General features: G+C 32.5%; 25 protein-coding genes and 1 tRNA gene. 9 read left to right on the forward strand and 17 right to left on the reverse strand.

Annotated elements, in window-relative coordinates:
* Positions 1-92: 92 nt before the first annotated feature.
* Genes AAGD36_RS03990 through AAGD36_RS04000 form a run of 3 tightly spaced genes read right to left on the reverse strand, consistent with a single transcriptional unit; the run spans position 93 to position 1,898 of the window.
* Positions 93-500 carry a hypothetical protein gene (locus tag AAGD36_RS03990; protein ID WP_341755034.1) on the reverse strand — a complete coding sequence of 136 codons (408 nt, stop codon included), beginning with the start codon at positions 498-500 and terminating at the stop codon, positions 93-95.
* Positions 490-1,443: a 16S rRNA (cytosine(1402)-N(4))-methyltransferase RsmH gene (gene rsmH / locus AAGD36_RS03995; RefSeq protein ID WP_341755035.1), complete on the reverse strand. Its 954-nt coding sequence runs from the start codon at positions 1,441-1,443 to the stop codon at positions 490-492. The genes AAGD36_RS03990 and rsmH overlap by 11 nt, the downstream gene beginning before the upstream one ends.
* A complete protein-coding gene (locus AAGD36_RS04000) occupies positions 1,440-1,898 on the reverse strand; it encodes a division/cell wall cluster transcriptional repressor MraZ (RefSeq protein WP_341755036.1) in 459 nt (152 codons plus the stop codon). The genes rsmH and AAGD36_RS04000 overlap by 4 nt, the downstream gene beginning before the upstream one ends.
* A 357-nt stretch (positions 1,899-2,255) precedes the next feature.
* Here AAGD36_RS04000 and AAGD36_RS04005 point away from each other — a divergent pair, with 357 nt between their 5' ends.
* From AAGD36_RS04005 to AAGD36_RS04015, 3 genes are all read left to right on the forward strand, one after another.
* The gene (locus AAGD36_RS04005; protein ID WP_341755037.1) at positions 2,256-2,708 is read left to right on the forward strand and encodes a hypothetical protein; all 453 of its coding nucleotides are present in this window, start codon (positions 2,256-2,258) and stop codon (positions 2,706-2,708) included.
* A 91-nt stretch (positions 2,709-2,799) separates the two neighbouring features.
* Entirely contained in the window at positions 2,800-3,990 is a 1,191-nt protein-coding gene (locus AAGD36_RS04010) for an acyl-CoA desaturase (RefSeq protein ID WP_341755038.1), read from the forward strand.
* A 9-nt stretch (positions 3,991-3,999) separates the two neighbouring features.
* The gene (locus tag AAGD36_RS04015) at positions 4,000-4,239 is read left to right on the forward strand and encodes an exodeoxyribonuclease VII small subunit (protein ID WP_341755039.1); all 240 of its coding nucleotides are present in this window, start codon (positions 4,000-4,002) and stop codon (positions 4,237-4,239) included.
* A gap of 12 nt (positions 4,240-4,251) precedes the next feature.
* On the opposite strand, the gene AAGD36_RS04020 is transcribed toward AAGD36_RS04015, so the two are convergent.
* The 6 genes from AAGD36_RS04020 to zapE form a co-directional block, all read right to left on the reverse strand.
* On the reverse strand, positions 4,252-4,623 hold the full coding sequence (locus tag AAGD36_RS04020) for a hypothetical protein (RefSeq protein ID WP_341755040.1): 372 nt from the start codon (positions 4,621-4,623) through the stop codon (positions 4,252-4,254).
* A gap of 111 nt (positions 4,624-4,734) precedes the next feature.
* Complete coding sequence (locus AAGD36_RS04025) at positions 4,735-5,028, reverse strand: hypothetical protein (protein ID WP_341755041.1); 294 nt, start codon at positions 5,026-5,028, stop codon at positions 4,735-4,737.
* A gap of 23 nt (positions 5,029-5,051) precedes the next feature.
* The gene (locus AAGD36_RS04030) at positions 5,052-5,414 is read right to left on the reverse strand and encodes a hypothetical protein (RefSeq protein WP_341755042.1); all 363 of its coding nucleotides are present in this window, start codon (positions 5,412-5,414) and stop codon (positions 5,052-5,054) included.
* 939 nt (positions 5,415-6,353) lie between these two features.
* Entirely contained in the window at positions 6,354-8,537 is a 2,184-nt protein-coding gene (locus AAGD36_RS04040; RefSeq protein ID WP_341755043.1) for a 3-hydroxyacyl-CoA dehydrogenase/enoyl-CoA hydratase family protein, read from the reverse strand.
* Between the two features lie 5 nt (positions 8,538-8,542).
* Positions 8,543-9,160, reverse strand: coding sequence for a dTMP kinase (tmk, locus tag AAGD36_RS04045; protein WP_341747428.1), 618 nt, complete (start codon positions 9,158-9,160; stop codon positions 8,543-8,545).
* Complete coding sequence (zapE, locus tag AAGD36_RS04050) at positions 9,150-10,181, reverse strand: cell division protein ZapE (protein ID WP_341755044.1); 1,032 nt, start codon at positions 10,179-10,181, stop codon at positions 9,150-9,152. Before zapE ends, tmk begins: the two co-directional genes overlap by 11 nt.
* A gap of 537 nt (positions 10,182-10,718) precedes the next feature.
* On the opposite strand from zapE, the gene AAGD36_RS04055 reads away from it, so the two are divergent.
* On the forward strand, positions 10,719-11,360 hold the full coding sequence (locus AAGD36_RS04055) for an HD domain-containing protein (RefSeq protein ID WP_341755045.1): 642 nt from the start codon (positions 10,719-10,721) through the stop codon (positions 11,358-11,360).
* Here the strand turns inward: AAGD36_RS04055 and AAGD36_RS04060 are convergent.
* Entirely contained in the window at positions 11,347-12,681 is a 1,335-nt protein-coding gene (locus tag AAGD36_RS04060) for an MFS transporter (RefSeq protein ID WP_341755046.1), read from the reverse strand. The two genes, AAGD36_RS04055 and AAGD36_RS04060, sit on opposite strands and share 14 nt — an antisense overlap.
* Positions 12,682-13,430: 749 nt before the next feature.
* On the opposite strand from AAGD36_RS04060, the gene AAGD36_RS04065 reads away from it, so the two are divergent.
* From AAGD36_RS04065 to yidD, 5 genes are all read left to right on the forward strand, one after another.
* Positions 13,431-13,850, forward strand: a complete 420-nt coding sequence (locus tag AAGD36_RS04065) for a transposase (protein ID WP_341755047.1) — start codon at positions 13,431-13,433, stop codon at positions 13,848-13,850.
* Positions 13,851-14,027: 177 nt separating this feature from the next.
* Positions 14,028-14,112: transfer RNA gene (locus AAGD36_RS04070), tRNA-Leu, on the forward strand.
* Between the two features lie 291 nt (positions 14,113-14,403).
* Positions 14,404-15,774 carry a magnesium transporter gene (mgtE, locus tag AAGD36_RS04075; RefSeq protein WP_341755048.1) on the forward strand — a complete coding sequence of 457 codons (1,371 nt, stop codon included), beginning with the start codon at positions 14,404-14,406 and terminating at the stop codon, positions 15,772-15,774.
* A 624-nt stretch (positions 15,775-16,398) separates the two neighbouring features.
* Positions 16,399-16,704, forward strand: coding sequence for an HU family DNA-binding protein (locus AAGD36_RS04085; RefSeq protein WP_341752074.1), 306 nt, complete (start codon positions 16,399-16,401; stop codon positions 16,702-16,704).
* A gap of 130 nt (positions 16,705-16,834) precedes the next feature.
* Positions 16,835-17,074, forward strand: coding sequence for a membrane protein insertion efficiency factor YidD (gene yidD, locus AAGD36_RS04090; protein WP_341748468.1), 240 nt, complete (start codon positions 16,835-16,837; stop codon positions 17,072-17,074).
* A 194-nt stretch (positions 17,075-17,268) separates the two neighbouring features.
* Here the strand turns inward: yidD and blaOXA are convergent, their stop codons facing one another.
* From blaOXA to AAGD36_RS04125, 7 genes are all read right to left on the reverse strand, one after another.
* Positions 17,269-18,057 carry a class D beta-lactamase gene (gene blaOXA / locus AAGD36_RS04095; protein WP_341755049.1) on the reverse strand — a complete coding sequence of 263 codons (789 nt, stop codon included), beginning with the start codon at positions 18,055-18,057 and terminating at the stop codon, positions 17,269-17,271.
* Positions 18,058-18,064: 7 nt separating this feature from the next.
* On the reverse strand, positions 18,065-18,718 hold the full coding sequence (locus AAGD36_RS04100; RefSeq protein ID WP_341756000.1) for a cyclase family protein: 654 nt from the start codon (positions 18,716-18,718) through the stop codon (positions 18,065-18,067).
* Between the two features lie 72 nt (positions 18,719-18,790).
* Positions 18,791-20,716, reverse strand: coding sequence for an NADH-quinone oxidoreductase subunit L (gene nuoL / locus AAGD36_RS04105; RefSeq protein WP_341755050.1), 1,926 nt, complete (start codon positions 20,714-20,716; stop codon positions 18,791-18,793).
* A gap of 5 nt (positions 20,717-20,721) precedes the next feature.
* On the reverse strand, positions 20,722-21,036 hold the full coding sequence (gene nuoK, locus AAGD36_RS04110) for an NADH-quinone oxidoreductase subunit NuoK (RefSeq protein ID WP_341755051.1): 315 nt from the start codon (positions 21,034-21,036) through the stop codon (positions 20,722-20,724).
* The gene (locus AAGD36_RS04115; protein WP_341755052.1) at positions 21,029-21,643 is read right to left on the reverse strand and encodes an NADH-quinone oxidoreductase subunit J; all 615 of its coding nucleotides are present in this window, start codon (positions 21,641-21,643) and stop codon (positions 21,029-21,031) included. Before AAGD36_RS04115 ends, nuoK begins: the two co-directional genes overlap by 8 nt.
* A 2-nt stretch (positions 21,644-21,645) precedes the next feature.
* Positions 21,646-22,125: an NADH-quinone oxidoreductase subunit NuoI gene (gene nuoI, locus AAGD36_RS04120; RefSeq protein WP_341754835.1), complete on the reverse strand. Its 480-nt coding sequence runs from the start codon at positions 22,123-22,125 to the stop codon at positions 21,646-21,648.
* Between the two features lie 189 nt (positions 22,126-22,314).
* Positions 22,315-23,031, reverse strand: a complete 717-nt coding sequence (locus AAGD36_RS04125; protein WP_341747414.1) for a phosphoribosylaminoimidazolesuccinocarboxamide synthase — start codon at positions 23,029-23,031, stop codon at positions 22,315-22,317.
* Between the last annotated feature and the right edge of the window lie 28 nt (positions 23,032-23,059).

Here is a 23,059-nt window from a genome sequence, read left to right on the forward strand (position 1 = left end):
ACTGAATAGTCTTGCAAGGTATTTTTTCAGATTCCGCACCGAAACAAGATAACATCTTTTTTGCCATGTAAGTACTATACTAATGTTGATTTTCATCGAATATACTCTGATTTTCTAGTTGAAACGGTTTTTATGTATTTATTAGCAATTGTTTTATAACGCCACTTACCATTGTTTTTACTAAAATATGAACCACCTACTTCGTTAGACTTTGCATATTTCTTACTCTCAGGTAACAAAGGATCACTAATCATTTGCTTAACTTTAACAGTATCTAATTGTAAATAAAGTGATGATAATTTTCTTAGTCTAGCTGGAGAAGTAAGGTATGATTGTTCGACTTTTAACACGTGAATTCTATCACTCTCACCAGTCAACTGTTTTGAAACCTCTCCAAGCTGATAATGCAAGGCAATAACCTGATCTTTAACTCTAAATAATCCATAAATAGAAAAAATTATAGTACATACAGTTATACAACTAAATATTCTAACTACCATATGTAGTACCATCTATTTTTTGTCCAGCCCTTAATTTTGCAGATCTTGCTCTTGGATTAAGTGCAACTTCCCTAGACGATGGACATAATGGTTTTTTTGTAAGAATTTTAAGCCATTCCTTAGAATTTTCTTCAGCTAGAATTTTTGCCGCATATTTAGACCTAGCAACTAATTTAGCAGAATTTGCTTTTAAAAAATTTTTAACAATTCGATCTTCTAATGAATGAAATGAGACAATTACTAGGCGACCATTTGGTGCTAAAATATTCTTGCTATTACTTAGAAACCTTTCTAATTGCCCCAATTCATCATTGATATGAATACGAATTGCTTGAAAAGTCTTAGTAGCGGAATCAATTTTACCTTTTCTAAAACCTATACTACTACGAACAATATGAGCGAATCTTGCTGTATTGGTAATAGGCTCTAACCGCCTATGTTCTATAATTTTTTTGGCAATTCTTCGAGAATAAGATTCATCACCATATTTATAAATTACATCAGCTATTTCTTGTTCATCAGCCTTATTTATAAAATCTGCAGCACTCTCCCCTATTCCACTCATTCTCATATCAAGTGGTCCATCATGAGTAAAAGAAAACCCTCTATCTCCAGAATCAATCTGCATAGAAGAAACCCCTAAATCCATAACTATGCCATCAAATTTCAACGAACCTAATTCTGAAAAGCTTTCAGCAAAACCTGTCTGAATAAATCTCACTTTACCAGGATAATCATTTATCAATTGCTTAGTATAAGTTATAACATTTGGATCACGATCAATTGCCACTAATTGACAATTACAACAATCAAGTATCATCCGACTATAACCACCAAAACCAAAAGTACAGTCTAGATAACTCCCCCCATCTTTAGGACACAAGACTTCCTTAACTTCATTTAACATAACAGCTGTATGAGATGATGCGGATTCTTGTATCATATATCCTTATTGATATTCTTAAGAGTTAAACGGTTATCTTGAGCAATTTGCCGAGCTGAAGAAAGATACGTTTCAAAATTTTGTGGCTGCCAAATTTCAAAGACCAATCCCTTCCCTACAAAGCAAGCTTGATCTGATATACCAGCGTGATCTATTAAAGATTTAGGTAGAATCACCCTTCCCTCACTATCAAAACTAAGCTGGATAGCTTCACCAAGAATGATCGTTTCGAAAGCATCTCGCTCCTCAGAATAGGGATCTAAGGTTTGGATTATTTGACTTAGCTCCTCAAGCCTCTTTAAACTACACGCCTCAATACATTTATTTCTAAAAGATGGATAAACAATGACTCCATTAAATGACTGACTAGACAAAGCTAATCTATAGCTGGCAGGTATCGAAACCCGACCTTTCTTATCAAGATTGTTTATATATTTTGATAAAAAAATATTCATTTACCCTTTACCTTTCAATAATTACCACATGGGGTATCAGATCCCAGCCTACACTGAGATGACAGCAAAATTGCTTAAATATTATCCCATAATTAAGTTATAACTAATTTTTGGTTATAATTGGGATAATTTGGGATTATATGGAATTTTTAGGATATTGTACTATAATTATAGAGTCAAGAAGGTTTTAAACAGTTGATAAACAAATTACAAATTTTTATCTATTGTGACTTATTTGACGTATATATGTAATTCAAAGAATTAATAAAAAAATATTTAAAAAAAGTGGATGACGAGTATTAGTGCAGAGAAAAACTTTACTATAATTATATTATACTAAAACTTAATGAGCATTTTATGATTACACTACTTGCTTCAATAACGGGCTTTATTAGCTCAATTATTCCGGAGATTTTAAAAATTCTAAAGGATCAAAATGATAAAAAACATGCTCTTAATCTTTTAGATCGACAAATTGAAATCAATAAACTAGGACATACAAAGCTACTGACAGAGCTTGATGCTTCAAAAGACATTGCTGAAAATAATACTTTATATTCAACATATAAATCAGGCGTTAATTGGGTTGACGCGTTGAATGGGTCAGTTCGCCCTGTCCTTGCCTATAGTTTTTTTATTATGTATGCCTACATCAAATATGTACAATATAGAACCATACAGAGTACGGCGATCCTTGTAGAATATCTTGATGTTTTATGGAATATAGACGATCAGGCTATTTTTGCCGGTATTATTAGTTTCTATTTCGGACAACGGATGTTTAACAAATTATGGAAACGTAAAATGTAATATTGCATATGTTCCATATTGCAATATGTTGCAATATGTTATATTGTAACTATGGAGTTAAGGACATTTAATTTATTTAAAGATTAGATATATGCTAAAAAGAATCGTTTGGTCCATTTTCTTTGTGCTAATTATATACCCAATTATACTTTCATATTTGGGTATAAAATACTATGCTAGCCATAAAATAGGTGTATTTGAGATAAGTTTGTTTATAGCTGGCTATTATGGTTCTAATATTGCTGTTGGTGTTGGGTTGCATAGGCTGTGGTCACATCATGCCTTTAAAACAAATAAGATGGTGGAATTTATTCTTGTTATGATGTCAGCTGGTACGTTACAAGGACCAGTATTGTCCTGGGCATCTAATCATTTCAAACACCATGCTTATACTGATAAAGATCAAGATCCGCATAGCCCATTGAAGTTTGAGAATAGAATTTTAGGATTTTTATGGTCACATATTGGGTGGATGATCATTGATGGAAGCTATAAGTCCATTGACCGAATTACTATGGTTAAACTTGGTAGAAACAAATTGCTAAGATGGCAATTAAAATATTATTGGCAAATTGCTGCGTTTATGAATATTGTATTTCCAGCATTAATAGGTTACTTAATAGGTGGTACTATCATCTCTGCCTATGCTGGTTTCTTGTTTATTGGTATTGGTAGAGCACTGCAACAACATGCAACTTTTTGCGTTAATTCTCTATGTCATTTCGTTGGTAGTAAGAAATATTACAAAGGTACTGCCGGAGATATTTGGTGGATGGCATTATTCTTATTAGGTGAAAATTGGCATAATTTCCATCATGCATTCCCATCAGATTATCGTAATGGTGCTAAGTGGTATCATTTTGATGTCCATAAATGGATAATATACCTGATGAGTAAGGTAGGGCTAGCTTGGAATTTAGAAGTTACACCTGAAGTTAGAATACAAGCGAAAGTAAATGAGACTAGTAAATACCTAATAGAGGGCAGAAAACAACAATTAAGTTTACTGCAAGATAAAATTAATCAACTAGTAGAACGTGTGTATGTAAAACTTAATGAGATTGAAAATTCTTCTATATCGGTTAAAGTGCAGTTACAAAAATCTTTTATAGAAATTCAGGAATCACTAAAAAAGCTTGCTGAACAGCTACATTCATCAATCCAATTAACTGAAAAGTCATCAGAAAGATTACTAAAAATTGCTAGTAAAAAGATTAAAGATCGAGAAATTGCAATTTATAGACTATATAACGAGCTAGATAGAAAGTATATTAGGAACTAGGGGGACATGATGTCAGACTTAAAATCTATTGGAAATATGAGCTTTGAAGCTGCCTTAGCTGAACTAAAAGAAATTGTAAAAAAAATTGATACGGGAGAAGAAAGTTTAGATTCATCAATTAATAGTTTTGAAAGAGGGGTCTTACTAAAAGATCACTGTGAAAAGAAACTACAAGCCGCTCGCTTAAAGATTGAAAAAATCACTAAGCTGCCAGATTCAACCATTGCTATAGAAAAGGTAGAGTCCTAATTTATAGTCAATTCAGGAGAATTGGATAGCAGGAACGATGGAGCGAAGCCTATATATACTGCTCGTAAATGAAGAGTTGATAGAATCAAAATCATGATAGTAGCGGGAATTACCAAGTCGAGGAGCGAGCGGAGCGTACACAGACGTCACACTACTGGAGGTTGGTTGTACAAAGTGTAACTTAAACAATTTTATGATTAAGGAATCAAAAAATTGCTTAGAACGACTATAAGCTTGTTTAATTAATCTTATACCTAACTGTAGTACAGAATAACTCCTACATCCTAGCGTTTTCTTCATTTTTATCGGTTGCTCTTGCTCTCCAATTGCTCCTATTTTTATTGCCATTGCATAATAGAGTATCACAGATTTTTTTGTATTCAATCTAAAACACTCTATTTACTAGCTCTTTCAATTATTCCATCTCTTTTGTCCAGTAGTGTGACACAGACGTACGTGAGGAGCGGAGGCGAGTTTCGACGACAAAATCACCAACTAGATTGACTTATGCAGCAAGTCTAATAAAGGTACAGTCTCTAATATCTTTACCTTATCTTCTAGTTCTACTAATCCACCTATTACTTCACCCAATTTTGCATCAAACTCATCTATTTCATCTTGTAAAAATTTAATGTGTTTTTCTATACTATCTTTATCTATACCATCAATGCTATGATGTAATTTCTCTTTTTCATTGTTAAGTATTAGTACTAAATCTTCTAACCTTTGTTGATATCTCTTCAAAGTTTCTGATTCAGTTTGATATAGATAATTTGCTGTAATCTGCATCTTAATATAATATTGCCTTCATCTTATTTGTGCAAGACTGTTTTTTCCAGTATCTTCTGTAATGCACTATTCTCTTTGGGTATGCTAATTCTCCTAAACTCATCAAGTAACATTTTTACGCCCATTTCTACTTCATCTAAATGAATGGTCATGTGCAAAATATGCTGTTCTTTCTTGGTAGTTAGAGTGGTTATCTCTTTTAATTCTTTATGTAACAAAATTACTTCTTCTTTGGCTGTAATGAAACTATTTGAGAAATCCTGACTCATAAGCCAAATATTGGTACATGCCAGCCTAATACTATATAACCACTTAATACAAATTACTATCAATAGCATTTCAATAATGATTAAAATACTTGAAGAAATTGCTAATAGTTGAATCATTTCATTCCTCCTTTTATTGCCTTCCACGAGATAAGCTATACATTCGAATGCTCGATTGGTATATACCCTTCGCCTTTCAAGTGTTGGCGTTGTGGCACGATGGGACTTCGCGTAGGAATAACGGTTTGACTACGCTCCGTTCGCTTTGCCACTCGTACGCCTAGCCAACTCTTGAAATTCATCAGGTATACTCAAATGCTTTGGAGAATGGAGACAACAAACAAGGGGTGAACGAACGCAAGCAGTACGTGAATTACCCGATAGTATTTGCAAGAACCAATTCTTCAAAGCAGAAGAGCATATTCAAGTATACTTTTTTGATTGTTTATTACTTAGTAATAGACCTCTTTCGAAACTCGCTTATGCTGAGGGATTTGAAGGAGACGCTTCACCTCGAACCGCAGCGTACTCTAATTCCGTTACGGATTCGAGTACCGCATCATTGTCCAAATCACCAGCAGAAGTAGAGTTTCGAAGGAGGTCTATTGTTATTTTATCCTACTAGTTCTTGGATATAACATTCTCTTGGTCTAATTTTATGGGTACATAGGAATTCCCTTTAATTTTAGAGATGTGTATTTTTATATAATACAATAGATATTATAATATGCAAAGTGTTTTTAATAAAAAAATTTGTGATTATATTAAGTTTATTGAGAATTTTGCTAGGTTCTGTGAACCTAGTTTGCCACCATAGTACCCTACATTTTTATTTCACTACTGTTAAGGGGTCTTCCGAGCGTCATTGCGAGAAGCGGCGGTACAGGATACGCGAAGCGTTACTCTAAAAAAACAGCTTCGCTGTTTACCTGGATCGCCACGGCATCTAAAGAGCCTTGCTATGACGATTATAGAAAAATGTAGGGTACTATGCACCTTCTAGCAGAGATAATTTTTGGAATTCATTGGAAGATATAGTATTGTATAGTAAACTTTGTTCTAAAAACCAAAAATCTTTCTAGGGTTTTTGGCAAGTTCTAAAAACATCTCTCGTTCAAATTGCAATAATTTTTGCTCATCAATTTGTTGCATGGAAATGATATCTTGAAACTTTGACAATAGCCATTCTTGAAAATTATCATACTCAGCTATACTCTTCTGCTTTGAAAAATTGGTTTCTGCAAATTCTTCAGCTAAAGTAACTTTAGATAAAATAACTTGCTTGCTTACTTTCTTTATTTTTTTTGGCAAATCCAAGGCAAAAGCCTCTTGCAGTATTAAATGTTTATTCATATTTACTTGCACGTTAGTAATATCATAATCAGCTATAAAATAATCAGCAGAACTTGATTTATTTGGTAATAGGATATTTCTTAAATTTTTTACCAACTTACTTTTATTGCTACTTGCACGATAAAACATTTCCTTAATGCCTCCCCAACTTGGAACTAAGCCAACCGATACCTCAACAAGACCAGCATTTAATTCCTGATTAGCTACAATAAAATCAGAATGTAACAATATTTCACAGCCCCCACCTAACGCAGCACCTAAAGCACAGCTAACAATATTAATATGCGAGTATTTTAACCTTATCATGGTTTTTTGACCAAGTTTTAAGAAATCTTCTAATTTAGCAAAATCTTGATTTTTTATACAGGAAGCAATGAATTTTAAGTCAGCACCAGCTGAAAAATTATTGGTTAATGGCATAATATATAGTGTTTGCTTCTCATTTTCTGCAATATCAACAGATTCTAACAAAAGTTTAAAAACATTTTCATTGAGGCAATTCATTTTAGTGTTAATAGTAAAAACTAACCTATTTTTATACAGAACTAGTTGAGCCGAATCATTCTTCAATAAAATCTTACTTTCTTCTAATCTGACTCTAGTCAAATGAAATTGACTCAGTTCAATAGTTTCATAGGAACTATTAGCGATATATTCCGGTAATGTTAAATTCATTAGCATTGCTTGTTTTTTAAGCCACTCAAATCCTCCTCCTATGTGATTAATTAACAACTCAAAAGGACCAATTTTCCAACTATAACCAAGCCTCATAGCTGTATCTATATCGTAAATATTATCAGTAACCGATGGAATTAAAGATGTTATATATAAGTAAAACTTCACTAAGATATCATGAAAAAATTTACCATAGCTAGAGTTGCTATTTAACAACTGATCAATAGAACTATATTCAATCTTTGGCTCTTCAAATGCCGCATAAGTTAAAGTTGTAAAATCTATGACTTCTTTAGTTTTTATGCCATTTATCTTTGATATACGGTAAAAACCTCCTAAAGCTTTACGACCAATCAAGTTATTCTCTATCATCTTATCAAGGATAGAAGATGCTAAGTAAACTTGGTGATAATCATCATTATTCGGTAGGGAATTAACTAGTGATGTAGAAATTAATCTCATTACGTCGTGACCTATCAAATCATATAAGCCAAAGATTCCTGTACTTGGTAATTTAAATAAATCAGTAAAAATTTTATCGATAATTACTGGACTTAAATTTTCATCTATGCTACTACGAACAACCAGCTCAAGTAGATAACAACCAACTCGATTTGCTATAAAACCTGGAGTATCGTGACATTTAATAATAGTTTTCCCTAAATCTCGTGTTAGAAAATCTGATATCCTCTCTATAACCCCTGAGCTAACCTCTGAATCCACGACAAGTTCAAGTAATTCCATATATCTTGGAGGATTAAAAAAATGACTAATGACAAATCTAGACCTGATGGTAGATTTTATAGAATCAGGCATTTGCTCTTTTAATTTCCTTAAAGGTAAGGTTGAAGTATTAGAAGCTAAAATAGCATCTTCTTTTAGGTAGGGTAGAATCTTCTCATATAGAAGATGTTTTATTGCAATTTTTTCAATAATAACTTCAATGATCAAATCACATTCTGTAATCAGCTTTAGATCATCTTCTAAATTACCAATGGTAATAAACGCTAATTTACTTGGATGCGATAAAGGAGCTGGTTGTTGTTTCTCTATATTTTCTAGAGCTTTTGTAAGGATTGCATTCCTGTCATTAGGGTCGTTGCTTACTACATCTAGTAAAACAACTTGGTGAGAGGAATTAGCTATCAAGGAAGCTATTGCTAGCCCCATTACTCCAGAACCAATAACACATATTTTCTCTATTTTATCTTCCATCTTATTCACCAAACCTTTGTAACGAGCATCGCAACTATTATATCATGAATTTCTTGTACACTAAGAGTTGAGGCATTTATTTTTACTATTCTATTTGGAAATTTAGCTGATATATATTGAAATCCGTCATAGACTTTTTGATGAAATTCAATATTTTTGCTTTCAAATTTGTTATTATTCCCTCGCACTAATGCCCTTGGTAAGGCAATATTTGGATCTATATCAATAAAAAATGTAATATCAGGCATCACATCAGATATTAAAGACTTATGAAGATCATAAACTAAATCAATCCCTATATCTTGCCCTTGATAACAAGCAGTAGAATCTACAAACCTATCACAAATAACTGATATCCCACAATCTAGTTTAGGAATAATCCTTTTATGAACATGTTCATAACGTGCTGCCATGATTTGCAGCAATTCTGACATAGGTAGCAAATCTTGATTAACTAAAATGTCACGCATCTTCTCCGCAGAAATAGTCCCCCCTACTTCACGTGTTAAATCTGCTGAAATATTTTGTGATAGTAAATACTGGTATAACATATTACTTTGGGTGGATTTACCGCATCCTTCTCCACCCTCAAACGTAATAAATTTACCCTTTTTAATTGACATAGCTATCACTATTCATCTCATATAATCTTGAAATAGTTCTGTTAAATTCACCTTTGCGAAAACCATTCTGATATATTTTTATAGGTTCATCTTGTAATGTCATGAATAATACAACCTTATAAAAATAAGCATTATCAACAAAATTAATAAACCTAACAGCTAAGTCTGTGTTATCAGAACTTATTATATGAATATTTTCTACTATTATGATAGAAAATTTTTGGCAAATATTTACATAATCAACATAACCTAATTCTCTTACAAATAGCTCTTCAAAATCTGTTACTAATACTTTTTCACTAGCCATTTTAAAAGATATTTTACGTCCAAAAACTAGAATATCCTTAGAAACTAATCGGTTATTACTATTTAACTTGCTAATAATATTCTGTATCTCAAGCTTATTATCTTCATTAATGGGGTATATTATGCGTCTATTAGTCATGTGTATAATTTTATCTAATCGATAATCATGCTCACTATCCAAATGCATAACTTCAAACTTTTGATAAATCTCTTTAATTATTGGCAAAAAAGAATTTCTTTGTAAACCATCTTTATACAAATCTTTTGGCTCTATATTACTAGTAATGAAGATAAATACCTTATGTCTTATGAGTTCAAGGAGCAGCGGCCCTATTATCATAGCATCAGTTATGTCTTTAATTTCAAACTCATCTATGCATATTACTTCCGCCTGCTTTGCATAATTTGCAGCAATTCTTTTGATAATATTATTTTTAGATTGTGATTTATCTTGCAACTGATAAATATCTTTATGTACCGATTGCATAAAGTTTTGGTAATGTACCATTAATTTCTTAATTTGCAATATTTGGAAAAAATGTTGCATTAATACAGTTTTACCATTACCTACATTACCATATAAATATATAGCTTTTTTTGCTAATAAACTGCTATTAAAGAATCTAAAAAACGACTTATCTTCAATTTGTTTAGCAAACTCTTTAATTCTGCTGAGCAAAAGCAACTGCTTTTCGTCAAATTTTAATTCAGGCAATATATTACATTCTCATTTTAGATTTAGTATAACCTGAACCTGAGTTCAATATAAGAATAATTATTCCCCCTGCAAAAGTGATGTCATTCCTAACTAAAAGCAGGAATCCATGATACTTAATAGCCTTTCAGGCTATTTTTAGTCCCCGCCGTAGCAGCGCACCGAGACTATTAAACTGATCTCCTATATCGAACTCAGGTGTATAGGTAAAATTAGAAAATAAACTATTAATACTCTGAAATAAATAATAAATATATAACAATTTACACCAAGGCAACCTTATTAAAATATTACTCTAGTTTTTTCTAGCAAGAGTTCTATAACAATATAAATTTTACTGGTACTTTTTTGTCTAGTCATTTACAGTTTACACAACGATTTATAGGATATGTGAATATAAAGGAAGTAGCTGTCTATTTATACAACAACAAAATGCAAAAATATTCATCTTTTGTAAAAATAGATAAAAAATCTTTAGTAATAATTTATATTTTAGTTTAACCTATAAATTGAATATAAAAATATTTAGGGTTTTTTATGGAAGAAGAAGAGATTAATTATTGGAACAACTCAAAGTATGCACCTTGTCAATATGCTACTAGGTTACTGGACAAATTACGTAAGATGAATGAGGAAGTAAATCGACCAATAGATATTAACGAAGTCAAAAAAGTAATATATTACGCCAAGAAATATCATGGTAGCCAAATGCGGCAGTCAGGCGAGCCTTATTACTCCCATCCACTAGAGGTAGCATATATGATTTCTGATTATCTTTTCCGCACTGACATTATTGTTACCAGCATACTACATGATACCATCGAAGATACAGAACTTACCGAAAAGATGATTGCCTACATCTTTGGGGAGCAGGTTGCTAGTCAAGTAGAAGACTTAAGCAGGAACAAGCCTCACGGAAAGATTAGCTCGGCGGAAACATTAGATATATTACTTCAACAAGAAAAATATGATGTGGCATTGATTAAATTATTTGATCGAACTCATAATATACAAACTCTAGAAACTAAATCACCGGAGAAAGCAAAAAAAATTATAATAGAAACCCTTAGTAGGTTTATGAGCCTTAGTATGTATTTTAATACACCAACAATTGAGCAAAATTTTGCAGAATTATGTTCTAAAGTAATACATAATTATTATAAAACTAATAACTATTAGTTACAGTTATATTCTCCAACTTTGCAAAGTAAAATATCCCAAATCCATAACTTATTACTATAGGCAACATAATACATAGTATTCCTATCTGCCCCATATATTTTGTACAATATATAAAACCAAAAGATGTAACAATAGAAATTGTGGCATGTGCTAAGGCGTATACAATACTACTATAAGTAAAGCGTTTAAAAATAGGGAAATATTTATAAAAAATTGCACTAGCTGGAGCTGAGTCAGGTGCAAATAACACGATCAATAGTTGTATTATAAATAAATGTATAGGAGTGCTGACCCTATAAAGAAAATAAGGGCAAAATATTATAAAAGTAGAGAAAATTACCCACCTGACTTTAATAATCTTTAAAGGGTATATTCTATAACTTAAATATGCTAATAATAGCGTAGTGAATAGCTGTATTATCGAAATAAGAAAGTTATGATAAATAATATCTCCAATGCCATAACCAAAAGAATTCCTAAGTATATTACCACAATAAAAATACACAAAATATGTTGGTACTGGACCAGCACATTGAATTAAAAAATAATAGAATACTGTTTTTTTCTGTACTTTCTCTTCTAAAATCTGATCACCTTTTAATATTTTTCTGTCAATAAAGTGGTTATCAAAAAATGTTTTTAATCGCAATTTTGCATTAGCAAATTCTTGTGCTTCTCTTAAGTTAGTTCTAGCAACTGTACCTATAGTGGCAATTATCATCCCAAACCAAAAAAGATAACGCCAATTAAATCCATAGTTAGTAATTAAAAAACCAAAACCTAATGCAACCATTGACCCCAAGGAGGCACAAACCGTAATCAACGTTACAACTGGATATTGTATTGGTGGTTTTGTTATTTCCATTAAATATAACTCTGCTCCCACCCTCTCACCTAAGGAAGATATACCTTGTACTGCACGACATATACTAATAATCCACGAAGCCGTAATTCCAATTTGTTCATAAGTTGGCAAGGTAGCCATAACAAAACACGAGGCTGCCATCATAAAGGTTGTAACAATGATAGTTATTTTTCGACCAATAGTGTCTCCTATCCACCCAAACAGCAATGCTCCAAATGGTCTAAAAACAAAAGTGATACTATATGCAATTGCAGTAAAAAAAGAGGCAGAATCTGGATCATTTTGGGGAAAAAACAGACTATTGAGTAAAACAGCCATATGTACATAAAGCATTAGGTCAAAATACTCTAAGAACGTGCCAATTGAGAGTAATCCAATAGCTTCTTTTTGTTGTTTAGTTAGATTGGTTTGAGTATATATAACTCTACCATCTGCTTGTACAAATTTGCTCATAGTTGTTTAAATCTCACTTATATATTATCTAGAATTATAATTATATATAACTGTTTTAAAAACCCCACATGTCAATTTGACATATGGGACTATAATTTTAGGGTTTGATACTACATAATTTCATAACACATATGGAGTTTCCAGCTAGTACGGTATCTGCTTCCGAGTCAGACGTATCAGGACAAGTTTCGTACGAAGCATTATGCTGGGAAGAAGATGCTCCCTGATATGAGTGAAATTGTTGACAATGCTATTCTAATTGTCTATCAGCCCAACTTGAAGCAGACACAGAAATTTCTTCATCCTTGTTAGGATATTTTGTGGTGATTGCCTTAATAGCATTAACCCATTGCCCTACCTCTGAAGAAACATCAGTATAGACTCGTGTAGCATCCTTCTTAAATATTCCTAAACTGCACTCTTAAACAGATCGAGACTTACCTTGTCTTCTTCTTTCCCGTTACCTTTATCCCCATCATCAAAATCATCAACCATTTTATATTTTGCCATGCTATTAGGTTGATTTATGTTGCCATACTTTAATTAGAATCAATTCTAAAATAATAGTCAACTTATTTTAATAAAAAAATTAATTATTTTTCATAATATAAACAATATTCTACTCGTATGCGATACAATTTTGATAATCAACATCTCTTTGATCTCAGGCTATATTTTTACCAAATATCTCTTTTCTCCCTTCTAATTCTAATTTGTTTATAGAACCGTGATATTGTTACAACCAAGATTTGTTAATTTTCGATATTATAATTTTCTTGCTATCGTTCAACCAAATCTTCAATACTTATAAACACTATAATAATGGCATTACTCTTGCTAGCACTGTAATATGTGAAGCACTAGAACTTGGTAATATTACTTTTAGGCAGTTAACATCTTTAGTAGGTTTTGCTCCTTTTGCTAGAAAAAGCGGTAGTTATAAAGGTAGAAGAAGTATTTTTGCAGGTAGAGGTAATCTTCGAAGAGTTCTTTATATGCCTGCAGTAGCTGCCTTACGATGTAATAAGCGTTTACGTAATTTTTATGACCACTTAATTGCTAAACATAAACCAGAAAAAGTTGCTCTTGTTGCTGTTATGCGTAAATTACTAGCTTTTATGCACTTTATTGTCAAAAATAATTCTTCTTGCAATGAAAATTTATGGTAAGTTATTATTTTCTTATTGACTTCCATTACGGATGCTCGTGTATTTTCAAATCCAATTCGTAGGATCATTCGAGTATATATATTGATATTAGTAGAATAATTTGTTATATACACTATTTGGATTAACCAAAATTATTTAGGCTACAGGAATAATTTTATTAAAAACTTATTATTAATTGCGGTCGTGGCGAAATTGGTAGACGCGCAGCTTTGAGGGGGCTGTTCTTAACAGAGTGGAAGTTCAAGTCTTCTCGACCGCACCAGTTTTCTATATACTCTCAACTTAGTTGTCTTATAAAACCTAACATGTTAGAATACAAGTGACTCACCCTTCTTGGCTATTGAGGGTACTTTTAGAAAATTCAGTATATATACTCAAATCATTTGAGTATACTCGGTGAACTTCAAGAATTAAGGTCGTCGTATCTAAAAATCGAAGCTGCTCCGTTACTCATGTATGCTCTGCTGCTCGACTTTGCTACTGCCTAGCTCTTCTTGAAGTTGACCTTCGTACTAACTCTTGAAATCATAGCAGTATACTCAAACGAGGAGTTATGCAAAATCAATCAAAAAATATGTTGTCGGTTCATCAAAACCAATTTGACGAAACATTTGAGCACATTAATAATCTTCTGAATAATGATGAATTTGGCAAAGCAATAGAGATTATGAGTAATCTTCACTATGCAGATCTTGCAGATGTTTTAGATAATATAAATCAGAAAACTTATAAAACAATTCTTCCTTTGTTACAGGATACACTAAAGCCTGAAACTTTAGTACAGCTTAGCGTGAACAGTAAACCACTTATAATGCAAATTTTAGGTGTACAGAAAAGTGTACAGCTAATTAATCAACTTGCTATAGAAGATGCTGTTGAAGTTATCGAGGATCTTGATGATCTAACAAAAGAAATGATCTTAAATAATCTCAAAGCAGAAAAAAGACAGCAAATTATAGAAGGCTGTACTTACCCAGAAGATACTGTTGGTAGGGTAATCGAAAGAAATTTTGTGTCATTTCAAGAAGATTGGACAGTAGCCACGGCTATAGATTTTATTAGACACAAACATATAACACAAGATTTTCATGCTGCTATTGTACTCGACAGTAAATACCGACCTATAGGTAGTATACTTCTAAGCACTTTACTGAAGCATAAAGGGGATAAGTTAGTAAAAGATCTTATGAATCCTGAATTTAAAATTACCGATGTATTCACTAATTTAAGTGAGTTAAGTTTTATTTTTAAACAATATGCTCTAACAATTGTACCAGTGGTGAATAAAAGCGGCAAGTTAATAGGTACCGTTTCAATAGATAGTATGCTTTACATCATTGAACAACAAACCGAAAAAGATATAATGTCACTCGGTGGCGTTCATACTCAAGATACATTTTACAATCTATTTTATACTGTGAGACACAGATTCCCTTGGTTATTTGTCAATTTAATTACTGCTTGTATGACATCGATAATTATTAACCAGTTTAGTATTACAATCTCAAAACTTATAACACTAGCAGCTATTATGCCTATTGTTGCTTCTATGGGAGGGAATGCCGGCACACAAGCCATGACAGTGACAGTTAGAGCACTTGCCAACAAAGATATTCACCATAATAATGTGCTGAGAGTGATTCTTAAAGAAATAGCTGTATGCGGATTTAACGGCTCTATATTGGCCTTAGTTGGGGCACTATTAAGCTTAGCAATGCTTTCTGATCCAAATCTTAGCTTGATTTTCTCCATAGCCGTTATCCTAACGTTTCTCATAGCTGGTCTTTTTGGCTCAGTAATACCAATTACTCTACATTATTTAAATATTGATCCCGCCACTGGCTCAGGTGTATTCTTAACCACCATAACTGATTCATTTGCATTTTTTACCTTTCTTACTTTAGCTTATACCTTTTTGGTGTAAACTTGCCTTGAGATTATCGAGTTTAAAGTGCTACAAGAAGTATTAGACCTCTTTCGAAACTCGCTTGTGCTGAGGGATTTGAAGGAGACGCGGAACGCAGAACCGCAGCGTACTCTAATGTACGTGAGGATTCGAGTACCGCATCGACGTACAAATCACCAGCAGAAGTAGAGTTTCGAAAGAAGTCTATTGAAGTATTAGTTACTCACACCTTACGCATAACCCCTATGGCAATTTAAAAATTGCAGAAAAGTACAAGACATCATTACGAGACCACGTAGTGGTCGTGGCAATCCACATTTATTGGATTGCCGCGTCGCCGCTTTGCGGCTCTTCGCAATGACATTTATGCATTTTAAAAAACAAACTTTTCTATCATTAGCTGTGACTTTTAAACTGCCCTGCTTGAATGCTTATATGATGATGCTTGACAGCCAGTAACAACAAATAGAGATATGTGTTAATAATATCAAAAAGAAACGTAAAGTGAAAATATTTTATAATATAGATAACTTTAATAGCTAATAATTATTGATTTACAACATCTATATCTATATCTTTACCTGATAGACAAGCTATCATTAGCTGAATTAAATTAAACTAACTCACTTAAAGGAAAAATTTATGCACAAAGGTGAATTCATTGATTATATAGCAAACCAACAAAATTGTACTAAAGTTGAAGCTGAAAAGATTATAAATACATTTACCAATGCAGTTACTTCTATTCTTGCTGAAGGTAAAGACGTAATACTGATTGGCTTTGGTAAGTTTTACTCTAGTAAAGTAGCAGCTAGAGCTGGCAAAAATCCTAGAACTGGTCAGCCTCTTAAAATTGAAGCTTACGTTCAACCTAAGTTCTCTGCTGGTGAAAAACTAAAATCTGCCTGCAATGGACGTAAAGACTCAAAACCAAAAACTGCAAAGTAAGTAATATACTCAAATGATTTGAAGAATTGGATTTGAAAATGAATGGTGAGCATGCAAACCCATGATATTTTTAAAAAACAATTCTTTAAATTATTTGATTATACTCTATTTTGAGCTAACCATGATCAAAATGAAACATCGCTTTAATTTGTTACTCATACTTATTAGATTTTATCAATTCTTTATTTCCCCCCTACTTGGTGATAATTGTCGTTTTAATCCATCATGTTCAGAATATGCTAGATCAGCAATAATAATGCATGGTAATATTAAAGGATTATGGTTATTTATTAAGAGAATAATTAGGTGTAATCCTTTCTGTCAAGGTGGATATGATCCTGTGCCTAATACTACCCAACCTGAAAATTAATTGGAAGAGTATACTCGAATGCTTTGAAGAATTGTTTTTTGAAAATATCAGGAACTCGCGTACTCATATACTAAATGTACACCTAGTTCGCTTGCCCCTCATTTTCGACTCTAATTTGTAGGATCATTCGAGTATAGAGAGTTACTCATAAAAACAAAATCTTCACGAAACCTAATTTTTCAAATCATTTTTGCTCAGTCTTTAATCAAATGTAGTAATTTTTCTTTTGCTTCTGCTTTAGCACGTAGGCTTGCATAAGTGTCTTGCTTACTGTCATCTGTAATATGGTTCACAAATACAATAGTCCTATTATCTCTTTGAATCCAACCAACAAACCACCCTTGCTGGAGGTCTAACTTCTTCGTCCTATTTTTATTAAGCTGAGAACCGTTGCCTGTTTTCCCATAAAGTTTCCAGCCGTTTGGTAGTTCCTCCACAAAGAGTATATTTTTTGTCATTTTATGAGATTTAAGACTTATTGGTAATTTGTTATCAATAAGATTCTGTAAGAACACACTTTGCTCTTCAGGTGAGATTTCCAATGAACTTGATAGCCATGAATTCGTTAATCCATTGTTTTTACCTTTATCGCCTGAAACATTTTGATTCCCATAGTTAAATTTTACAACATAGTCTTTGAATTTACTCATCCCAAGCTTTTGCGTCAAAACTTGAGAATACCAAACACAACTATTTTGCATCCATGTTGTTGGATTGTGGGGTTGTTTCCACCTGTCAAGCCAATCTACATAACCTTCTTTAAATGGTAACTCAGGATGAGTCTCGTCAACTAACAATCCTTCTTCATATCCCATCAAACTAATGGCAATTTTGAACGTTGAGCAAGGTGCATAGCGTGATGCACAATCACCTTCTTGTTTGATAATTTTATCATTTTCTTTAGCCAAAAAGCATTTGGTATCTGCCAGTGAGGATGTATTAAACAATAACCCAATGCTTAAATATAAAATAAGTTTTTTCATTATAGCCTCAAAAATTTAAATTTGTTTCTTCTTTTATTAAGCCAATAAGCCTTATCGGAGCTTCTGTTGCCCCTCTTACCTTAATTGGCAGAGCTAAGATATAGCTTCCTGTTATAGGTAGATTTGCCAAATTAGCAACATTTTCAACAATATATTTGCCATTGCTCAAAAACAATTTATGGACGGGAAATCCATCTACTGGCCTGTCTGGTGACAAAGTGTCAATACCAAGTCCGCACACACCTCGTTTTGTCAGTATCTCCGCTGCTTCAATTGATATAGAAGGAAAAATGTGATTATTGCTATACTTTTTTGGATTACCCCAAAACTTTTCCCATCCTGTTTTGATCATCACAAAACTTCCCTCATTAATCATCCCGTATTGTTCTTCAAAATGTTCAATGTCCGTTAGGCTTAGACTATAACGCTCATGACAAAAGCTTGATACATCAATAACAACACAAGGAGCAACCAGCTGCGATAATGGTATTTGATCAATGGTAGTACTACTTGGAATACAGTGTGCGGGTGCATCCATATGTGTACCAATCCCGGCATGCATTTTGAACTGCTGCACGCGAAATTCTTCATTTTGTAGACAGTCAGAATAATCCAATTTAATCTCAATATTAAACCCACAGCCTCCACTCCATGAAGGAATTTGTTCATCAAGAGTGTGTGTGTGAGATCAATAATTTTGTATGGAAAAATCATGGCTATCCCTTCTTCAAACTTACCAAAAAGAATCAGTTCGCAATATTCCTATTATAAAGAAAGTAATATAAACAACTATACATAAAACTATATATAAAGTGTAATTAAATACGTAACCTGTCTGCGATCTACTCACTAGAAAACCAAAGTAATTTACCGTTTTGGCAAAGCTATTTGGACCAAATCTATCTATCACTCTTTGATCCATCAAATTGCATAACTTACTTAAGTTAGTTACTAATCTTACTATCACAAAGTCATAAACCTCATCAAAATAATATTTATGTACCAACAGCTTTTCTATAAATCCTATTTTTATTTTTTCTTTGATTCTTCTATAAAAATAAAGCCCCAAAACAATACCTATTAGTCCCAAAACCATTGGTAATAATTTTATATAAAGAGGAGGATGAATTGCTAGTATTTGGTAAATATGAATGTTAAATATACTATCAAGGAAATAACCATTTGGTTTGTCAAAAAACAATATATAATAACCTATCATTCCTGCAAAAAAACTACCTGCCACTAAAAGACTAAGTGGTCCATTCATGATATGGGATGATTCATGGACATGATTGATGTCAATAGTTAGTCTAGTTTTTCCATGAAATACTAATAAGATAATTTTCATAGAATAAATGGCAGTCAGGACTGCAGCAAGAATTCCAAGAATAAACACGATAGTACCGATACCACCGCTACTATATGCTAGCTCTAAAATAGCATCTTTTGAATAAAATCCTGCTAAAGGATAAATACCTATGAGTGCCAGTGATCCAATTAAAAAATTACAATAAGTAATTGGCATCTTATCTTTCAAACCACCAATCTTAAAAATATTTTGCTCATGACAAGCGTGAATTACATTACCAGCTGATAAAAATAATAAAGCTTTAAAAAATGCATGAGTGACTAAATGAAAAATACCAGCATTATAAGCTGACACACCACAAGCAAGAAACATATAACCAAGTTGGCTACAAGTAGAATAGGCAATAATTTTTTTTATATCATCTTGAACTATGGCAATAGTTGCGGCAAATATACATGTAATACCACCAATAATGGCAATAAAGTGCAATACCCCTATACTATATTCAAATAAATAAGAACATCTAGCTACTAAAAAGACCCCAGCTGTTACCATAGTTGCAGCGTGAATAAGTGCTGAAACTGGAGTTGGGCCTTCCATGGCATCTGGTAGCCATATATGCAAGCCAATTTGAGCCGACTTGCCCATGCAGCCCAAGAATAATAGCAAACATACAATATCAATTATTGTTGCTTTAAAACCTAATATACTTAATTGTATATTAGATAATGACTTTGCTTTACCAAATACACTAGCAAAATCAACTACACCAAAATAAACAATAATGGTAATAATCCCAAGTATAAAAGCAAAATCTCCTACCCTATTTACTATAAAGGCTTTAATTGCTGCTTTATTCGCTGATTCTTTTTGATACCAAAAGCCAATTAATAAGTACGAACATAGGCCAACACCTTCCCAACCAAAAAATAATTGTACAAAATTATCTGCTGATACCAAAGCTAGCATAAAGAAAGTGAATAATGATAGAAATGATAGAAATTTAGGTAATCCATCATCATCCGCCATATAGCCAAGAGAATAAATATGTACTACAGCTGAAATCCAAGTAACCACTATGAACATAATAGCAGTCAGCTGATCAACATAAATTGCCCAATTTATGTTGATCTCACCAACCACTAGCCATTTTGCTAAAATTAGATGAATAACGACTTTGTGTACTGCTACATTATAAAATATCAAGCTAGCTAATATTGCCGATAAACTTATTGCAATAGTGGCAATAAAAGCTGCTTGCTTCTTGCTAAAACACTGACAAAACAAACCATTGATCATACTAGAGATTAAAGGTAACATTACTGTAAGTGTTGCTGCCGAAGCTATCATATCAATTAGCCCTTCATCTGATTTATATCACCCACTTCTATTGAGCCTTTATTTCTAAAATAAACTAGTAATATTGCAAGTCCTATTGTGGTTTCAGCAGCTGCTATTGTTAAAATTATTATACTAAAAATTTGTCCAGACATCTCATGTGCATAAGTAGAGAATGCCACAAAATTGATGTTTACAGCCAACAGCATCAATTCAATCGACATAAGAATTGTTATAACATTCTTACGATGCATAAACAAACCAACCATCCCTATACTAAAAATGAGAGCCGATAAAGTTAAATAATGTTCCAAAGTAATAGTACTAATCATATTTGAGTCCTTCTATTCCCTCATTTAAATGTGGTTTGACCATTAATATGGAGTTATCTTTATTTTTAGCATGCTGCTTAGCAATATCCTGTCTTTTAACTCCACTACGATGCCGAATAGTTAAGGTAATACAAGATATCATTGCCACAAACAGAATAATACCCGAAATTTGAAAAGGTAAAATATAATCGGTATATAGTATTTTCCCAATAGCATGAGTATTAGTGATACCTGATTTTATCTCAAATTGGCTATTATCTAAAATTATATTTTTAGTACCTAACCAAATTATCAAGACAAGATCAGCAAACATAATAAGTGCAACAGCAATACTTATAAATAAGTTTCTTTTAAATTGCACAATAATATCGGTAAAACGAATATTCAGCATCATGATAACAAACAAAAATAATACTGCTACTGCCCCAACATATATAACAATCAATATCATTGCTAAAAATTCTGCCCCTAGCAAAACCATTAGCCCCGAACCGTTACAGAAAGTAAAGATCAACCATAAGACAGAATAAACAGGGTTTTTACTGATGACTACCAAACAACTACTTATAACCATTAACCCCGCAAATAAATAAAAAAATATCTCCATAATTATCTATATTTATAATCATCATGTAGCTTAATTGCTAGTTCTTGTTCCCACATATCACCATTTTTCAGCAATTTTTCTTTGTCATAAAGCAATTCTTCATGGGTAATAGTAGCAAATTCAAAATTAGGACCTTCCACTATAGCATCAACTGGACACGCCTCCTGACATAAACCACAATAAATGCATTTAGTCATATCAATATCGTACCTAGTGGTACGCCTACTACCATCTTCTCTTTCTTCTGCTTCAATAATAATAGCTTGAGCCGGACAAATTGCTTCACAAAGCTTACAAGCAATACAACGTTCCTCACCATTAGCGTAACGCCTTAATGCATGCTCACCTTTAAATCTTGGGCTTATCCTTCCCTTCTCATAGGGATAATTTATAGTTACTTTAGGTTTGAAGAAATACTTCAAAGTTAGACTAAGCCCTGAGATTATTTCAAATAAAAAAAAAGACTTCAGGTAACTAATTATTTTCATTTTATTATACACCAAAAATTTGTAGCACTAAGCATGTTTACAATTTATTTTTTCTTCCTAGAGAAGGTTTTAGGTATACTATATACACTCTTCTGCTCCTACAAATTGTTTTTTGAAAATATCATGGATTTGCATGCTCACCATTCATTTTCAAATCCAATTCTTCAAAGCATTTGAGTGTACTTAAAAAGTTCTATCTTTTAATAAATCAGCTATTGCCTGATAAGATTTCAGAGCTTTTTCTGGATCACTGGCAATCATTTCTGCTCCAAGTTTCTCATTATTATTCATATTCCATAAACGACAATTATCCGGGCTAATTTCATCAGCCAACATTACCATAAATTCCTCACCATTAAACACTCTGCCAAATTCTAGTTTGCATTCAACAAGCCTTATACCAATACCTGTAAATAATCCACTTAAAAAATCGTATGTTCTTATGGCTTTATGTTTTACTTCATCAATTTCTTGTTTACTTAACCAACCAAAATTTAGTATTTGGTGTTCATTAATTATAGGATGCTTTAACTCACTACTTCTAACTCTAAAATCGATAATTGGATGATCAAATACGTATCCTTCTTCCATAGAGAATTCTTTTACAAACCTACCGCAAGCTACTGTAGAAACTAATATTTGAACGGGGAAAATATCTACAGATTGTATTAATTGCTCACGCATGTTAATTTTTTCAATTAGGTGGTTATCTATTCCTACCATATCAAGTCTGCTCATTATGAAGGACGAAATATTATTATTCAGCACCCCTTTACCCGAAATATCAAAAATCTCTCCGTTTTCTAAAGTAATTTTGTCAGTAAACGCCATAATAAAAGCAAAATCTTCTTGTGACTGATAAAGAGCTTTACTTGAGCCTTGATATAATTTTTGTTTCATTTGAAAAAGATTCTATAGTAGCGGCTTT

Source organism: Candidatus Tisiphia endosymbiont of Ptychoptera albimana (assembly GCF_964026605.1).
Taxonomy (GTDB): domain Bacteria; phylum Pseudomonadota; class Alphaproteobacteria; order Rickettsiales; family Rickettsiaceae; genus Tisiphia.

What these genes read in the sequence shown, in the direction of transcription:
- AAGD36_RS04040 (WP_341755043.1), bottom strand. Translation starts at nt 8,537, where the DNA reads ATGGAAGATAAAATAGAGAAAATATGTGTTATTGGTTCTGGAGTAATG.
- AAGD36_RS04010 (WP_341755038.1), top strand. Translation starts at nt 2,800, where the DNA reads ATGCTAAAAAGAATCGTTTGGTCCATTTTCTTTGTGCTAATTATATAC.
- mgtE (WP_341755048.1), top strand. Translation starts at nt 14,404, where the DNA reads ATGCAAAATCAATCAAAAAATATGTTGTCGGTTCATCAAAACCAATTT.
- AAGD36_RS04060 (WP_341755046.1), bottom strand. Translation starts at nt 12,681, where the DNA reads ATGAGCAAATTTGTACAAGCAGATGGTAGAGTTATATATACTCAAACC.
- nuoL (WP_341755050.1), bottom strand. Translation starts at nt 20,716, where the DNA reads ATGATAGCTTCGGCAGCAACACTTACAGTAATGTTACCTTTAATCTCT.
- AAGD36_RS03990 (WP_341755034.1), bottom strand. Translation starts at nt 500, where the DNA reads ATGGTAGTTAGAATATTTAGTTGTATAACTGTATGTACTATAATTTTT.
- yidD (WP_341748468.1), top strand. Translation starts at nt 16,835, where the DNA reads ATGAAACATCGCTTTAATTTGTTACTCATACTTATTAGATTTTATCAA.
- blaOXA (WP_341755049.1), bottom strand. Translation starts at nt 18,057, where the DNA reads ATGAAAAAACTTATTTTATATTTAAGCATTGGGTTATTGTTTAATACA.
- AAGD36_RS04000 (WP_341755036.1), bottom strand. Translation starts at nt 1,898, where the DNA reads ATGAATATTTTTTTATCAAAATATATAAACAATCTTGATAAGAAAGGT.
- AAGD36_RS04055 (WP_341755045.1), top strand. Translation starts at nt 10,719, where the DNA reads ATGGAAGAAGAAGAGATTAATTATTGGAACAACTCAAAGTATGCACCT.
- AAGD36_RS04015 (WP_341755039.1), top strand. Translation starts at nt 4,000, where the DNA reads ATGTCAGACTTAAAATCTATTGGAAATATGAGCTTTGAAGCTGCCTTA.
- AAGD36_RS04125 (WP_341747414.1), bottom strand. Translation starts at nt 23,031, where the DNA reads ATGAAACAAAAATTATATCAAGGCTCAAGTAAAGCTCTTTATCAGTCA.
- AAGD36_RS04085 (WP_341752074.1), top strand. Translation starts at nt 16,399, where the DNA reads ATGCACAAAGGTGAATTCATTGATTATATAGCAAACCAACAAAATTGT.
- AAGD36_RS04115 (WP_341755052.1), bottom strand. Translation starts at nt 21,643, where the DNA reads ATGGAGATATTTTTTTATTTATTTGCGGGGTTAATGGTTATAAGTAGT.
- tmk (WP_341747428.1), bottom strand. Translation starts at nt 9,160, where the DNA reads ATGTCAATTAAAAAGGGTAAATTTATTACGTTTGAGGGTGGAGAAGGA.
- nuoK (WP_341755051.1), bottom strand. Translation starts at nt 21,036, where the DNA reads ATGATTAGTACTATTACTTTGGAACATTATTTAACTTTATCGGCTCTC.
- AAGD36_RS04005 (WP_341755037.1), top strand. Translation starts at nt 2,256, where the DNA reads ATGATTACACTACTTGCTTCAATAACGGGCTTTATTAGCTCAATTATT.
- rsmH (WP_341755035.1), bottom strand. Translation starts at nt 1,443, where the DNA reads ATGATACAAGAATCCGCATCATCTCATACAGCTGTTATGTTAAATGAA.
- AAGD36_RS04025 (WP_341755041.1), bottom strand. Translation starts at nt 5,028, where the DNA reads ATGCAGATTACAGCAAATTATCTATATCAAACTGAATCAGAAACTTTG.
- AAGD36_RS04030 (WP_341755042.1), bottom strand. Translation starts at nt 5,414, where the DNA reads ATGATTCAACTATTAGCAATTTCTTCAAGTATTTTAATCATTATTGAA.